Source organism: Acidovorax sp. GW823-FHT02H02 (assembly GCF_058797075.1).
In genome coordinates this window covers 183080-196262 of the sequence record NZ_JBXAJH010000006.1, presented here as the reverse complement: position 1 = coordinate 196262, position 13183 = coordinate 183080, and the positions used below count along the sequence as shown (strand labels likewise).

12 protein-coding genes and 1 pseudogene are annotated in these 13183 nt (G+C 67.3%); 6 read left to right on the top strand and 7 right to left on the bottom strand.

Annotated elements, in window-relative coordinates; genetic code table 11:
• The first annotated feature begins 13 nt into the window (after positions 1 to 13).
• Positions 14 to 808, top strand: a complete 795-nt coding sequence (locus AC1RDS_RS09080) for an enoyl-CoA hydratase/isomerase family protein (protein WP_492226835.1) — start codon at positions 14 to 16, stop codon at positions 806 to 808.
• Positions 805 to 1641: an enoyl-CoA hydratase-related protein gene (locus AC1RDS_RS09075; RefSeq protein ID WP_492226834.1), complete on the top strand. Its 837-nt coding sequence runs from the start codon at positions 805 to 807 to the stop codon at positions 1639 to 1641. Before AC1RDS_RS09080 ends, AC1RDS_RS09075 begins: the two co-directional genes overlap by 4 nt.
• Here AC1RDS_RS09075 and AC1RDS_RS09070 read toward each other — a convergent pair.
• The 6 genes from AC1RDS_RS09070 to AC1RDS_RS09045 are packed head-to-tail and all read right to left on the bottom strand — an operon-like array spanning position 1638 to position 8574.
• Positions 1638 to 2450 carry an IclR family transcriptional regulator gene (locus tag AC1RDS_RS09070; protein ID WP_492226833.1) on the bottom strand — a complete coding sequence of 271 codons (813 nt, stop codon included), beginning with the start codon at positions 2448 to 2450 and terminating at the stop codon, positions 1638 to 1640. The genes AC1RDS_RS09075 and AC1RDS_RS09070 overlap by 4 nt on opposite strands.
• The gene (locus tag AC1RDS_RS09065; protein ID WP_492226832.1) at positions 2450 to 3271 is read right to left on the bottom strand and encodes an IclR family transcriptional regulator; all 822 of its coding nucleotides are present in this window, start codon (positions 3269 to 3271) and stop codon (positions 2450 to 2452) included. The genes AC1RDS_RS09070 and AC1RDS_RS09065 overlap by 1 nt, the downstream gene beginning before the upstream one ends.
• A 51-nt stretch (positions 3272 to 3322) precedes the next feature.
• Positions 3323 to 5266: an acetyl/propionyl/methylcrotonyl-CoA carboxylase subunit alpha gene (locus tag AC1RDS_RS09060; RefSeq protein WP_492226831.1), complete on the bottom strand. Its 1944-nt coding sequence runs from the start codon at positions 5264 to 5266 to the stop codon at positions 3323 to 3325.
• 2 nt (positions 5267 to 5268) lie between these two features.
• The gene (locus AC1RDS_RS09055) at positions 5269 to 6873 is read right to left on the bottom strand and encodes a carboxyl transferase domain-containing protein (protein WP_492226830.1); all 1605 of its coding nucleotides are present in this window, start codon (positions 6871 to 6873) and stop codon (positions 5269 to 5271) included.
• Between the two features lie 2 nt (positions 6874 to 6875).
• Entirely contained in the window at positions 6876 to 7187 is a 312-nt protein-coding gene (locus AC1RDS_RS09050; RefSeq protein ID WP_492226829.1) for an AtuA-related protein, read from the bottom strand.
• Positions 7188 to 7197: 10 nt separating this feature from the next.
• A complete protein-coding gene (locus AC1RDS_RS09045) occupies positions 7198 to 8574 on the bottom strand; it encodes an acyclic terpene utilization AtuA family protein (protein WP_492226828.1) in 1377 nt (458 codons plus the stop codon).
• Positions 8575 to 8742: 168 nt separating this feature from the next.
• Between AC1RDS_RS09045 and AC1RDS_RS09040 the strand changes: the two genes are divergently transcribed.
• Positions 8743 to 9129 (top strand): PaaI family thioesterase, encoded by a 387-nt coding sequence (locus AC1RDS_RS09040; protein WP_492226827.1) that lies wholly within the window; start codon positions 8743 to 8745, stop codon positions 9127 to 9129.
• A gap of 12 nt (positions 9130 to 9141) precedes the next feature.
• On the opposite strand, the gene AC1RDS_RS09035 is transcribed toward AC1RDS_RS09040, so the two are convergent.
• Positions 9142 to 10302: an acyl-CoA dehydrogenase family protein gene (locus tag AC1RDS_RS09035; protein ID WP_492226826.1), complete on the bottom strand. Its 1161-nt coding sequence runs from the start codon at positions 10300 to 10302 to the stop codon at positions 9142 to 9144.
• A gap of 98 nt (positions 10303 to 10400) precedes the next feature.
• Between AC1RDS_RS09035 and AC1RDS_RS09030 the strand changes: the two are divergent.
• The 3 genes and pseudogenes from AC1RDS_RS09030 to AC1RDS_RS09020 all read left to right on the top strand — a co-directional run bounded on the left by AC1RDS_RS09030 (position 10401) and on the right by AC1RDS_RS09020 (position 13174).
• Positions 10401 to 11296, top strand: a pseudogene (locus tag AC1RDS_RS09030) (LysR family transcriptional regulator).
• 250 nt (positions 11297 to 11546) lie between these two features.
• Entirely contained in the window at positions 11547 to 12749 is a 1203-nt protein-coding gene (locus AC1RDS_RS09025) for a thiolase C-terminal domain-containing protein (protein ID WP_492226825.1), read from the top strand.
• Positions 12746 to 13174 (top strand): Zn-ribbon domain-containing OB-fold protein, encoded by a 429-nt coding sequence (locus AC1RDS_RS09020; RefSeq protein WP_492226824.1) that lies wholly within the window; start codon positions 12746 to 12748, stop codon positions 13172 to 13174. Before AC1RDS_RS09025 ends, AC1RDS_RS09020 begins: the two co-directional genes overlap by 4 nt.
• Positions 13175 to 13183 lie beyond the last annotated feature (9 nt).

The following is a 13183-nucleotide window of genomic DNA, read 5'->3' as shown; positions in this document are numbered from 1 at the left end:
GCGAGCAGCATCCATGATCCCGGGTACCCCGGAAGCGCCGGTCCGCTACGGCATTGAAGACGGAGTGGCGACGGTCTGCATCGACCGTCCCGCCCAGCGCAATGCGCTGTCGCTCGCAGTCTGCGAGCGGCTGCTCGAGATCTGGGACGACGTCGAAACGAACGACGCGGTTCGCGTGGCCATCATCACCTCGGCCGACTGCGGCACCTTCTCGGCCGGCATGGACCTGAAGGAAGCCGCGAAGGTGCGCGCAGAGACCGGCAAGGACATGCTGCAGCTGCTGCGTGATCCCTTCCACGAGCGCATGCGGCGTGTATCCAAGCCGATCATCGCCGCGATGACGGGCCACTTCACCGCCGGCGGCATGGTGCTGGCGGCCAACAGCGACCTGCGCGTGGGCATGCAAGGAACGCGCGGCGGGATCTCGGAGTCCAAGGTGGGTCGCGGCTCGCCTTGGGGAGTGCCGATGCTGTGGATGCTGCCGCAGCCGTTCCTGCTGGAACTGATGTTCACCGGCGAGATGATTCCGATCGAGCGCTTCCACCAGCTCGGTTTCGTCAACTACGTCGAGCCGGACCCCGACGCGGTGCGGGCGCGCGCACGGGAACTCGCCCGGGCGATTGCGGCCAATGCGCCGCTGACGATCTGGGCAGCCAAGAAGAGCGTCGGCGCGGCGATGGACCTCGGCTGCGAGCAAGGGCTCCAGGCGGCCAAGCGCTTTCACGAGCGCGTGTACGCCAGCCAGGACGCGATCGAAGGGCCGCGCGCCTTCGCCGAAAAGCGGGCGCCACGCTGGATCGGCGCATGAGCGGACCGGCCGACCGCCCGTTCGTGCAGGCGAGCAGGCAAGGTGATGTCGTCACCCTCCTGCTCGATCACCCGGAGACCCTGAATAGACTCGCGTTCGAGGCGCAGTTCCTGGATCTGGCCGGCCAGATCCGGTCCGTCGAGGCCGACACGAGCGTGCGCGCGCTCGTCATCACCGGCCAAGGGCCGGCTTTTTGCGCCGGCGGCGACATTCGCAGGATGGCGGCGCGCGAAGGCTTTTCGGCCGGGACCGCGGCCGACATCCAGGAGAGGTATCGCCGTTCGGTGCACCAAGTGCCCCTCGCCTTGAGCGAGATCGACGTCCCGACGATCGCCGCAGTGAACGGCCCGGCCTATGGTGCCGGCTGCGACCTGGCATGCTTTTGCGACATTCGGCTGGCCGCCCGCAACGCAAGCTTCTCGTTCAGCTTCGTGCAACTGGGCATCGTTCCCGGTGATGGCGGCGCCTGGATGCTCCCCCGCCTGGTCGGAAGGTCCAACGCGATGCAAATGGCTTTCACGGCCGATCCCGTGGATGCCGAGACGGCGCTGCGCATGGGCCTCGTGTCCCAGGTCGTCGACGGCGCTGAACTGCTGGACCACGCGCACGCGCTGGCGAACCGGATCGCGCGGCATCCTGCGCGGGCAGTGCGAATGACCAAGCGACTGCTGCGCGAGTCGGAGCACTCCACGCTTGCCAATCATCTCGACCTGGCGGCCGCGTTCCAGGCCATTGCCCATGTCACGCCGGAACACCTCACGGCGGTGGAGGCGGTGTTGGCACGGCTGCAGCAGCGAGGTTCGCCCGCCGCACGAGGCAAGGGAACGGGCTAGCCTGCGGCGCCCAGTTCGAAAGCGATCTGCCGGGCCTCGTGGAGCAGATCCGGGGCGACCTCTTCGCGCAGGTCGTGCTTGATGTCCGGACCCACTGCCATCGCTGTCAGGACGTAATCGGCGGTTGCGGCGGCCCGAATTGGCGTCGCGATCGAATTCGTCTGGCTGGTGACGGGAGATGCGAGGAAGCACCACCCTTTCTTCTCGAGTTCGCGGAAGGCTGCGTCCACGCTGGCCTGGCGGAACGCGCCCTGGCTCGGGTCTTCCTTGATCAACGTCAGCAACTTGCTCCGCGCTGGCTCCGGCTGGGCCCCCAGGTAGGCACGGCCCGACGCCGAATTGACCATCGGCAGCCGCGCCCCCGTGTCCAGGCCCATGCGCACCTGCCCGCTCGGCACCACGTGCTCCACCACGAGCATGTGGAGGCGATCGCGGGTCGAAAGCGTCACGTGCACGCCGAAACGCTGCGACAGCGCCAGCATCCGCGGTTGCGCTACCTGCACGATCCGCAGGCCGCGCTTGACGGCACGCCCCAGTGCGAGACAGGCGACGTGGGGTTCGAAGCCGCCGTCGCCGTTGCTGGAGGGGCGCAGGAAATTCTGGCTCTCGAGCGTGGCGATCAGCTTCGCGGCCGTCACGCGCGACAGGCCGAGCTTCGCCGCGATGTCGATCAAGTGGAGCGATCGATGCCGGGCATCGAACAATCGCAGCAGTTCCAGGCCGCGGCGCAAGGAATCGACCTCGGCGCCTGGATCGTGCGCGCGGTCGGAATGCTGGGCAAAGGCCTGGGTGTCGCGCTTTCGGACCATCAGTTGTCCAGACCCTGGGCGGTCACGCTCAGTTCCGCTTCCAGCCTGCGCTTGAGCGCGAGCAGGTCCGGGGCAACCTCGCTCTCGATGCGCGACACGCTCAGGATGCCGGACGGTGCCGCGCAGCCCAGCGCGAAGGCATGCGGCCCGTCCGGCGTATCGATCACCACCGCCACGCCGTTGGTTCCGCGTTCCAGGGTGCCCGCGGCGGTGACATATCCGCGCCGCTGCATCTGGGACACCACCGTCTTGACCTGGCCCTGCAGCACGGACCAGGTTTCGTGGTCGGCGTCCTCGAGCCTGGCGAGCACGCGGTCTCGTTCCGCGTCGCCCATGGACCCGATCAGGGCCCGGCCCACGGCCGACTGCCCCATGCGCAAACGGGAGCCGACACGAACGCGCAGCGTGAACAGCAGGGCCCGGCTGTGTGCCACTTCATTGCACACCATGCTGCCCCCGTCCGGCGAGGCCAGGACGACGGAGAGGTTGTGCTGGTCGGCGAACTCCTGCATGAGCGGCCGGGCGATCACCACCAGGTTGCGGTTCGATGCCGCAATGAAACCGAGGGCGAGCACCGAAGTGCTCAGGCGGTAGGCCGCGCGCTCGGCCGAGTAAATCAGGTAGCCCGACTCCGTCAGATTGGCCGTGAGCCGGGAGACGGTCGGTTTCGGCAGTTCGGCCAGGGTGGCGAGTTCCGTGTTGGTCCGCCATTCGTTGGCGGGCTCGAACGCGCGCAGGATCGCCAGACCGCGCGCAAGCACACGGACTTCCGAGGGACGCGCGGGCGCGTCATCGGGAGGTGCCGGAAGATTCACTGCCATCATCGGAATGAAATTTGCAGCAAGTCTAGCAGTGGCACGCGTCTCGCCCTGTCACTCGATGTCGACGATCAGCTCTCCGGCCTTGACCGTGTCGCCGACCCGGAAGGCAAGGGCGCGCACGGTCCCCTCGCGCGCCGCGACGACCCTGTGCTCCATCTTCATGGCTTCCACCACGGCGACGGTATCGCCTTCGGCCACGCGTTCGCCCGCCGCCACGGGCAACGCGGCAATGGTCCCCGACATCGGCGCCACGGCCAATCCCGCAGTGGCAGCTTCGTCGAAGCGCCGGGTCCGCGCCGGCTGGACGGAGAAGCGATCGCCATGGACCTGCAGTTCCCACACGCCCTGGCGCCAGTGCGCGAACCAGGTGCTGGCGCCGATGCGACCCTGGTGCAAGCCGTCGCTCTCCTGCGCAGCAGCCACGTCCCACGACTGGTCATCGACGCTCACCTGAAATCCATCCGCGGTGCGCGCCTGCAGGGCGGCCGACAGGTGCTGGTCGCCCATCCACAGATGCACGCGGCCCAGCGGCGCCTGCGGATCCAGGCTGGCGCGATCCGCGACGTGCGCAGAAGCCCAGGGATGGCTGGCGGTGGCCGACTGTGGCCGGATGGTGGCTGCACACGCAGCTGCCTGGCCGATTCCGCCGTTGGCGGCGAACCGGCTGCCGTGTTCGTCGAGATAGCGGGTGTGCACCTGCGCCGCGCGCACGCCGGCGTCCACCAGGACGCGGCGCAGATAGCCGATGTTGGTCGTGAGGCCCACCAGGGCGGTTTCGTCCAGCGCAGCAACCATCCGGGACAGCGCCGTCTCGCGTGATGGCGCATGCGTCACCAGCTTCGCGACCATGGGATCGTAGAAGGGCGGTACGACCCCGCCGGCAGCGATCCCGGCCTCCACGCGGACGTGGCGCGGCCAGCGTACCGCGCCCACGTCGCCGGGCGACGGCCGGAAATCGTGGGCAGGATCTTCCGCATAGATCCGGCATTCCACGGCATGGCCGTCACAGCGGATCTGCTCCTGCGCCAGCGGCAGGGGTTCGCCGGCGGCCACCCGCAGCTGCCATTCGACCAGGTCGAGCCCGGTGATGCCCTCGGTCACCGGGTGCTCCACCTGCAAGCGCGTATTCACCTCCAGGAAGTAGAACTGGAAGTCGCGTGCGACGATGAATTCGAAGGTGCCCGCGTTCAGGTAACCCACGCTGCGGGCGCCGCGCACGGCCGCCTCGACCAGCCGGCTGCGCACCTGCTCCGGCAGGTTCGGAGCGGGTGCCTCCTCCACCACCTTCTGGTGGCGGCGCTGCAGCGAACACTCGCGTTCGAACAGGTGCACCACATTCCCGTGACTGTCACCGAAAACCTGTACTTCGATGTGGCGCGGCTGTTCGATGAACCTTTCGACGATCAGGCGGCCGTCGCCGAAACTGCTGCGTGCAACGCGGATCGCGGAGGCGACTGCCTCCCGCACTTCCGAGGCATCCACGATCACGCGCATGCCCTTGCCGCCGCCGCCGGCACTGGGCTTGAGCAGCACCGGAAAGCCGACCCTGCGGACCATCGCCTCGACGGTCTCCGGGTCGTCGCTGGCGTCGCCGCCACCCGGTACCACGGGGACGCTTGCCGCTTCCATGAGCGCCTTCGCGCGCGCCTTGTCCCCCAGGGCGGCTATCGTCTCCGGCTTCGGGCCCACGAAGGTCAGGCCGGCCGCAGCGACCGCCGCCGCGAACCTGCTGTTTTCCGACAGGAATCCGTAGCCCGGGTGCACGGCGTCGCAGCCGGTGTCGAGCGCGGCCGCGATGATGCGCTCGATGTCCAGGTAGCTTTGCGCCGCCGGCCCGGTTCCGATCCGGATTCGCGCCGCAGTTCCCTCGAGGTGAGGTGCTGCTGCGTCGACGTCGGTATGGACGCCCACATATTCGATGCCCATCGCCCGGCAGGTGCGGGCGATGCGGCAGGCGATCTCGCCACGGTTGGCAATCAAGACACGCTTGAACATGCTTACATCCTGAAAACGCCGAAACGCGTTTCCTGTTGCGGGGACCCCGCGGCGAGTGAAAGGCCCATGGCCAGCCACGCCCGCGTGTCGGCCGGCTCGATCACTGCATCCACCCAAAGCTTGGAAGCGGCATTGACCGCCGTGCTGTCAGCGGCATAGCGCTCGCGGATCGGCTGCTTGTACGCCTCAGCGTCCTCGGCCGTGAACTGCTGGCCCTTGCGGGCCATCTGCTCTTCGCGCACCAGCGCCAGGACGGTCCCCGCCTGTTCGCCGCCCATCACCGAGGTGCGGGCGTTCGGCCACACGGCCATCAGCCGCGGCCCGAAAGCCCGGCCGCACATCGCATAAGCGCCGGCACCGTAGCTGCCGCCGACGATGACGCTGAACTTGGGCACGCGCGACGTCGACACCGCGTTGACCATCTTCGCCCCGTCCTTGGCGATGCCGCCTTGCTCGTAGCTCACGCCGACCATGAAGCCGCTGATGTTGTGCAGGAACACCAGCGGAATGGCGCTCTGGCTGCAAAGCTCGATGAAGTTCGCGGCCTTCTGGGCGCTCTCGCTGAAGAGGACGCCGTCGTTGATCAGGACACCTACGGGATAGCCCCCGATGGCACCGGTGCCGCAGATCAGGGTGCTGCCATAGCGCTCCCGGTACTCGTTCAGTTCGCTGCCGTCCAGGATACGGGCCAGGATCTCGCGGGCGGGAATCGGCTGCTTCGGGTTTTCCGGAATCAGGCCGGGCAGTTCGGATGCCGCGTACAAAGGTTCGACTGGCGCCATCGGCGGGCGGGCGATGCGGCCGGGACCAGGGCGGGCCACGATCTCGCGCACGGTCGAGAGGGCGTGGAGTTCGTCGCGCGCCAGGTGGTCCGCCACGCCGGACATCCGCGTGTGGACGTCGGCTCCACCGAGCGTCTGGTGGTCGACGATTTCCCCGGTGGCGGCCTGGACCAGTTGCGGCCCGCCCAGGTAGATGGTGCCGTTGCCCTGGACGATGATCGTTTCATCGCACATGGCGGGGATGTATGCGCCACCCGCCGTGCACTGGCCCATCACCGCCGCAATCTGCTTCAGGCCCATGGAGGACATCTCGGCGATGTTGCGGAAGATGCGGCCGAAGTGGTTCTCGTCCGGGAAGATGTCTTCCTGCAGCGGCAGGAAGGCCCCGCCCGAGTCCACCAGGTAGATGCAGGGCAGGCCGTTCTCGCGCGCGATGGCCTGGGCCCGGACCTGCTTCTTGATGGTGAGCGGATAGTAGGTTCCACCCTTCACCGTGGCGTCGTTGGCCATGACCATGCACGGCCGGCCTTCCACGATGCCGATGCCGGTGATGATGCCGGCGCTCGGCACGGCACCTTCGTACAGGCCGTGCGCCGCCAGCTGCCCGATCTCCAGGAACGGAGTGCCGGGGTCGAGCAGGACGTTGATGCGGTGGCGCGGCAGCAGCTTGTCGCGCTTGAGGTGGGCCTGGCTCGCCTGGCTGCCACCGCCCGCAATGGCGGCGCTGCGGGCGACGGAGACCTGCTCCTGCAGCCTGGCGTAGGCCGCGCTGTTGGCTGCGTACGCCGGATCCGTCGTGCGCAGGGAGGAACGCAGGACGGCCATCGTCAGTCCACGACCGGCAGGCGCAGCAGGGCGTAGCCCAGTGACTTGCCGGTCTGGTCCAGGCGGAGGGTCTTCGTTGCGCCGCCGCCGAGGGCGCGCTCCATCACCACGACCACCGCTTCGATGTTGTCCATCGGGTAGCAATGGACATCGCCGCGCACCCAGTCTCCGTAAAGGGATTTCACGGCAGCCGGTGTCACGCTGGCCTTCAGGACTGCATAGTCGGCGGGCGTGCGCGCGATCACGCCGGCCGTGCACACGTCGCCCTTGTCGCCGGAGCGCACGTACGCGATGTCTCGAACGATCTTCGTCATGTTCTTCTCCTCAGCTCACCAGGATTTCGGTCTTCTGCTCGACGAAGGACCGCGGGATCAACGTCGGCCAGAGCGAGATCACCGGCCGCGGCTTCATCGGTGTGCCGAACGAGGTGCCCCCCGGGCCCATGATCCACAGGTGCGAACCGGCGCGTCGCACCTTGTCCGCCTCTTCCGCCGTGCGGGTGCGGACGGCGCAGCGCAGCCCCACCTCCGGCAACTGGTTGGCCACCGCCGGGTCGGGCTTCGGTGCCCCGGGGCCGTGAAGCATGTTCACGCCGATGAAATCGAAATGCACTTGCGAGGCCTCGAGGCCCATGCGCTCGAAGCGCTCCAGCATGGTCTGCCTGGCTTTCAGGGCGCGGTCATAGGCATTGGGCCAGGGGAAAAAGGCCATGCTCTCACCGATCCAGCCGTCCTGGTAGCCGACCACCAGCTTCAGCATGTCGGGGGCAGGGCGGCCGGTGATGCCGCTCACGCGGACCCGGTCCTCGCCGACCTGTTCCAGCTTGAGCGAGGTGAAGTCCGCCACGGCGTCCGGCATCAGGTAACTGCGCGGGTCGGCGATCTCGTAGACCAGGTGCTCCTTGATCGTGAACAGGTCGACCCGGCCACCCGTGCCTTTCAGCTTCGTGACCTCGGCGCTGCCGTCGGCAGAAAACTCCACGATGGGAAAGCCGACGCGGCCCATGTTCGGCATTTCGGCGAAGCGGGAGGACATGCCGCCGGTGCAGGCAGACGCGCATTCGACGATGTGTCCCAGCGTGACGCCGGAAGCGAAGCGGTTCACGTGCGCGGCATCGCGGGTCCAGCCGAATTCGTGGGCCAGCGGCCCCACGTACACCGCGTTGTCGGACACCCGGCCCGCGATCACCACGTCGGCGCCACCCGCGAGGCCCTCGACGATGCCGGTGCTGTCCGTGTAGACGTTCGCCGACACCACACGGGAGCGGATGGCCGCGAAGTCGCTGTCGCCGGTGTCCATGTTCACCATGGGAACGCGTTGCGCGATGAGCTCGTCGAGCTTGTGCAGCAGGTCGTCGCCTTCGACCAGCGCGACCCGCGTGCCCTGCAGGCCGGCGGCCCGCGCTCCCTCGGCGATCCGCTCCGCGGCGGCCCGGGGATTCACGCCACCACCGTTGGAGATCAGCTTCGTGCCACGATCCCGCGCCGTCTTCAGCATGGTGTTCATGTACGTGACCGCGTCGGGCACGTAACCCATTTGCGGGTTCTTGAGCTTCTGCCGCTGCAGCAGCGCCATCGTGAGTTCGGCGAGGAAATCGAAACACAGGTAGTCGAGCTCACCGCGCTCGAGCAACTCCACGGCCGGATCCATCGCATCGCCCCAGAACCCGGAACCCGCACCCAGGCGGACAACTTTCTTCATACGCGCTCCTAAACAAACTGCCCGGCAATTTCATTTCGTTAGCCGTAATTTCATTATGATGCAGGCACAGACCAGCGTCAACCACGCCCGCCGAAGAGTCGGTGCGGGTGGAGTACATAGCCAACTGGTTCGCAACGATCCGGGAGCAGTGCGATGAACACAAGGACCATGGACAGCCCGTTCCTGGAGATGCTGGAAGTCGAGCTCGTCGAGCTGCGCCAGGACGGGTGCGTGCTGGAACTGGAGGTTCACCCGCGGCACTGCAACCGGCGCGGGACCCTGCACGGCGGAATGATCTCGGGCCTGCTGGACGCCGCGTGTGTCTATGCGGCCATCACCCTGGATGAAGACTCTGCCCTTGCCGGCGGCGCGACGGTGATGCTCTCGATCAACTTCACCAGCGAAGCGCAAAGCGGTACCCGGATCCGGGTCGAGGCGCTGGTGGAACGCCGTGGTCGCAGCATCGCTTTTTGCAGTGGAAGATTGCTCGGGCCGGAAGGAGACCTCATTGCCGCTTCACATTGCGCTGTGAAGGTCTCGCGCGCCCCGGAATGAGCGCCCGGACACTCATGCCTCCCGCATCAGATGCTTGCCGATGACCATCTGCTGGATCTGGGTGGTGCCCTCGTACAGGCGCAGCAGGCGCACGTCGCGGTAGAAGCGTTCGACCTTGTATTCGTTGATGTACCCGGCGCCGCCGTGGACCTGCACGCCGCGGTCGGCGACCCTGCCGACCATCTCGGTCGTGAACATCTTGGCGCACGAAGCCTGCATGCTCACCTCCGGGTCCGTCACGCCGAACGGCTTGGCGTCGTAGCGGCGTGCCACCTGCTGCGCCAGCGACCAGCCGGCGAGAAGTTCGGCCTGGCTGTCGGCGAGCATGGCCTGCACCAGCTGGAAGTCGCCGATCCTCTGGCCGAACTGCTTGCGCTGCTGCGCATAGGCCACGCTCTCCTGCAGGATGCGGCGGGCCATGCCGCAGGCAATGGCGGAGATGTGGAGGCGGCCCCGGTCCAGCACCTTCATGGCGGTCTTGAAGCCCTTGCCAGGCTGCCCGCCGATGATGTTCTGCGCCGCGACCCGGACATTGTCCAGGTTTACGTCACAGGTCTTCGTGCCTCGCTGGCCCATCTTCCGATCGGGCTTCCCGAGCGTCAACCCCGGCGAACCGGCAGGAACGATGAAAGCAGTGATGCCGCCCGGGCCCGGGCCCTCGGTGCGCGCCATCAGCGTGAACGCTCCGGCCCGCGGCGCATTCGTGATGAAGCGCTTGGTCCCGTTCAGGACGTATTCGTTGCCCTCCCTGACGCCGCGGGTCTTGATGGAGGCTGCGTCGGACCCGGCGTCGGGTTCGGTCAAGGCGAACGACACCACCAGGTCACCGCTGGCGATGCGGGGCAGGTACTCACGCTTCTGCTCAGGGGTGCCGTCCATGAGGATGCCTTGTGAGCCGATGCCGATGTTGGTGCCGACGACGGAACGGAAGGCCAGCGCCGTCTGCCCCAGTTCGTGGGCAACCTCGCACTCCTGCGCCATCGACAGGCCGATGCCGCCGTACTCCTCCGGAATGGAGATCCCGAACAGGCCGAGTTCCTTCATGTCGCTGACGATCTCTGGCGGCACTTCGTCGTGCTCCTCGACCTGGTCCTCCGCCGGGACCAGCCGGTCCTGGATGAAGCGCTGCACGCTGCCCTTGAGCAGATGGAAGGTGTCGTCGTCGAGTGCCATGCCGTTCCTTGTGGAGGAGCCGCCATTGTTGGGACTGCGATCGCGCTTGACAATCACAGCAGACATGAACAATCCGTCAAAGGATTTTTGACAGTCGAATGGACGCGCAATCTCTCGCCCTCTTCGTCGACATCGCCGATGCCGGCAACCTCAGCCGCGCCGCGCGCAATCTCAAGATGAGCCGCGCCAACATCAGCTATCACCTGCGGCAACTGGAAACGTCGGTGGGCTTCGAGTTGCTGCGCCGCACGACGCGCCGCGTGCAGCTGACGGAAGTGGGGCAGCGCCTGTACCGACACGGGCGGGTGATTCGAGACGAGGTGATGGCAGCGCGCGAACCAGTGGCCATGCTCGGCAAGGGAATGCACGGTTCCGTGCGTCTCAGTGTGCCGACGGGATTCGGGCAGCTCGTGATGTCTCCCTGGCTGATCGAGTTCAAGCGCCGCTATCCGGAGGTCTCGCTGGACCTTCGCTTCGAGAATCGCATCGACGACCTGCTGCGGGAAGAGGTGGACGTCGCCGTGCGTGTGATGTCCGAGCCGCCGGAGCAAACCGTGGCAGTGGAGCTTGCGCGCGTGCGGTACGCCATCTGCGCGTCGACGGACTATGCGCGTACGCGTCCGGTGCCCACCGTGTTGGAGGAGTTGGTGGACGCCCCCTGATTACGTCTGCCGTGAGCGGCCGCGACTTGCGGTTGTCCGCGTATCGTGACGGCGAGCGCCGTGAGATGACGCTGCACCCGACGCTTGCGTCCGAGAACTTCCAGTTCCTGCGGGAGGCGGTTCTTGCGGGGCTGGGTGTCGGGCTCGTGCCCGATTACGTCGTCGAAGCCGATGTCGCTGCAGGGCGTTTGGTGACCAGCCTGCAAGAGTGGCGGCTGAGTGTTTTCGGAACGCGCATGTACTTGTTGCGCATGCCCGGCCGCTACCGGACCCTGGCGAGCCGCACGCTGATCGACTTCCTGGTGGAGAAGTCGAGAGCCTGGGCGCGCTAAAGCGGCCATGCGAGTAGCGTGCGTGCGGCGGGAAGACGAGGCAGGCGTGGTGGGGCGTCGGCACGGTCGGCCAGCGCTTCGTAGTCCGGCACACCGACCCGTCGCAGGAACGCCGTGAGGTTGGATTGCGCGACCACCTCTGGGGTTGGCCAATTCAAACGGTCGTTAGACAGGCATAGAATTGAGCGTACCAACGCGCGACGGTGCGTCCAGTGCCCGATCCCGCCCCAACCCGAGCAAGAGCAAGTCGATGGCCCTTTCCAACGCTTCCACCCGGCGCGACAGCCTGCGCGGCAAGACGGCGATCGTCGGCGCCGGTTTGTCCGCGGTGGGCCGCGTGCCGGGCCGGAGTGCGCTGGGCCTGGCCGCGGACGCCACTTACCAGGCCATCGCCGACGCGGGCCTGCCGAAGTCGCAGATCGACGGCGTGCTGGCCTGCCACGCGTTTGCCGCGCCGTTCCACCGCTTCAGCGTCGCGCTGAGCGAATACCTCGGCATCCAGCCAACCTTCTCCAACACGCTGCAGGTTTCAGGCGCGACCGCCGCGACGATGTTCAACACCGCCGCCGCCGCCATCCACGGCGGGCTGGCCGAGACGGTGCTGGTGGTCGGCGGTGACAGCCTGCTGACCGGCCTGTCGCCCGAGCTCGCATTGCGGTCGATGACCGAGAGCCGCGACCAGCAGTACGAGATGCCCTTCGGCATTCCGGTGGCCAACACCTTCGCGATGACGATGCAGCGCCACATGAAGGAGTTTGGCACCACGTCGGAACAGCTCGCCCAGGTGGCCGTGGTGCATCGCGAACATGCCCGGCGTACGCCGGGCGCGCAGATGACCGAGCCGCTGACGGTGCGGCAGGTACTGGACTCGGGCTGGGTGACCACGCCCTATCACAAGCTCGATTGCTCGCTGATCTCCGACGGCGGCGCGGCCTTCATCGTCACTTCGGCAAAGCGGGCGAAGTCGCTCGGCGTCGCCAGGCCCGTGTACATCCTCGGTGGTGGCGAGTGCTACACGCACGAGCATGTCTTCCTGATGCCGTCGCTGACGACCACCGGCGCTGTGCAGTCGGGCCAGCGCGCCTACGCGATGGCCGGCTACAGCGCGAGGGACATCGACGTCGCCGGCGTCTACGACTGCTTCACCGGCACCGTGATCATGATGCTGGAGGACCTGGGCTTCTGCCCCAAGGGCGAGGGCGGCCGCTTCGTCGAGGACGGGCAGATGACCTACGGCGGAAGCATCCCGTGCAACACGCACGGCGGACTCCTGTCGTTCGCGCATTCGGGTATGCCCGGCGCGCTGTTCCATTTTTACGAGGTCGTCAACCAGCTGCGCGGCCGCTGCGGCGAACGCCAGGTGGCCGGCGCCGAACTCGGCCTCGTGCACAGCCTGGGCGGCGGCTTCGCGACCAACGCCACCACGATCCTCGGCACGGAGGCCACGCTGTGATCCACCCCGGGGATGCCCACCTCAAGCCGCTGCCGCAACCGGACCCGGACTCCGGGGCCTTCTGGGCCGGACTGAAGCACGGCCGGCTGCTGTTGCAGCACTGCCTCGTATGCAGCCAGGTGCAGGTGTACCAGCAGTCGCGCTGCCGGCTCTGCGGCAGCGAGCGCCTGGAGCACCGCGCCGCCAGCGGGCGCGGCCACGTGCATTCGTACAGCGTGGTGTATCGCGCACCGGGCCCGGCGTTCAAGCAGGACACGCCGTACGCCGTGCTGCTGGTGGAACTGGAGGAGGGCCCCTGGATGATCAGCTCACTGCTCGGCGGCGACCCGATGGCGGTCGCCATCGACGCAACGGTCGAACTCGTTTGCGATCCCGTGGACGCCCGCATCACCCTGCCGCGATTCCGCCTGACGGCAAGGAGGTGAAACGCTCGC

What these genes read in the sequence shown, in the direction of transcription:
- AC1RDS_RS09080 (WP_492226835.1), top strand. Translation starts at nt 14, where the DNA reads ATGATCCCGGGTACCCCGGAAGCGCCGGTCCGCTACGGCATTGAAGAC.
- AC1RDS_RS09075 (WP_492226834.1), top strand. Translation starts at nt 805, where the DNA reads ATGAGCGGACCGGCCGACCGCCCGTTCGTGCAGGCGAGCAGGCAAGGT.
- AC1RDS_RS09070 (WP_492226833.1), bottom strand. Translation starts at nt 2,450, where the DNA reads ATGGTCCGAAAGCGCGACACCCAGGCCTTTGCCCAGCATTCCGACCGC.
- AC1RDS_RS09065 (WP_492226832.1), bottom strand. Translation starts at nt 3,271, where the DNA reads ATGGCAGTGAATCTTCCGGCACCTCCCGATGACGCGCCCGCGCGTCCC.
- AC1RDS_RS09060 (WP_492226831.1), bottom strand. Translation starts at nt 5,266, where the DNA reads ATGTTCAAGCGTGTCTTGATTGCCAACCGTGGCGAGATCGCCTGCCGC.
- AC1RDS_RS09055 (WP_492226830.1), bottom strand. Translation starts at nt 6,873, where the DNA reads ATGGCCGTCCTGCGTTCCTCCCTGCGCACGACGGATCCGGCGTACGCA.
- AC1RDS_RS09050 (WP_492226829.1), bottom strand. Translation starts at nt 7,187, where the DNA reads ATGACGAAGATCGTTCGAGACATCGCGTACGTGCGCTCCGGCGACAAG.
- AC1RDS_RS09045 (WP_492226828.1), bottom strand. Translation starts at nt 8,574, where the DNA reads ATGAAGAAAGTTGTCCGCCTGGGTGCGGGTTCCGGGTTCTGGGGCGAT.
- AC1RDS_RS09040 (WP_492226827.1), top strand. Translation starts at nt 8,743, where the DNA reads ATGGACAGCCCGTTCCTGGAGATGCTGGAAGTCGAGCTCGTCGAGCTG.
- AC1RDS_RS09035 (WP_492226826.1), bottom strand. Translation starts at nt 10,302, where the DNA reads ATGGCACTCGACGACGACACCTTCCATCTGCTCAAGGGCAGCGTGCAG.
- AC1RDS_RS09025 (WP_492226825.1), top strand. Translation starts at nt 11,547, where the DNA reads ATGGCCCTTTCCAACGCTTCCACCCGGCGCGACAGCCTGCGCGGCAAG.